We start from the raw sequence: 596 nt of genomic DNA, 5'->3' as shown, positions 1-596 counted from the left end.
CACCCGTTGAATCAATACGCACCGACAACTTGCCGTGATAGGACTCGATGAAAAGCCAGCTCGACTCCACGGTTAACGGCATCACTTGCCCTTGAATCAGGTTGAAGTTCATTGGTTCACCGCCTTAAACAGCACAAAGCCAAGCACGAGCACAATGATTGCCATGAGAATCAATTGCTGTTTGTTCAATGCGCTTTGTCCGTTGTCTTGTTTGAACTTGGCAAGCTCAGTCAGCTTGTCGAGATTCTTCGTGTTTTGGGCTGCTTGGTTACCCGCTAGCCCCGCTATCATTTGAAGGTTTTCACTGTTGCTTGAGCTGAATTTATCCAGCGCACCAGAGGCAAACTTCATACTGTTTTCTGTGTTTTGGTCTACCAGATTGAGCGATTCACTCATTGCGTCTTTGGCGAACTCATACGATTCATCAAGTGCATCACCCGCAAAATCAAACGACTTGCCTACGCTCCCGTGGTCGGTCACGGTGGCATTAATCGTTGAGCCTTCAATGCCACTTAGCGCAACCCCTAGGTTGTCGCCGCTAATGGCATTTTGACTACTGGTATTCTTCGTACTGGTGCTATTGCGTGAACTGGAAC

1 protein-coding gene is annotated in these 596 nt (G+C 48.2%); it reads right to left on the bottom strand.

Going from position 1 to position 596, the window contains the following annotated elements; all coding sequences use genetic code 11:
• Positions 1 to 108 precede the first annotated feature (108 nt).
• On the bottom strand, positions 109 to 596 hold a 488-nt coding region (locus tag AWH66_RS13305; RefSeq protein WP_071487853.1), incomplete at its 5' end, for a hypothetical protein.

This window comes from Vibrio barjaei (assembly GCF_001639065.2).
Lineage (GTDB): Bacteria > Pseudomonadota > Gammaproteobacteria > Enterobacterales > Vibrionaceae > Vibrio > Vibrio barjaei.
This window is presented reverse-complemented; position numbering and strand designations above follow the sequence as displayed.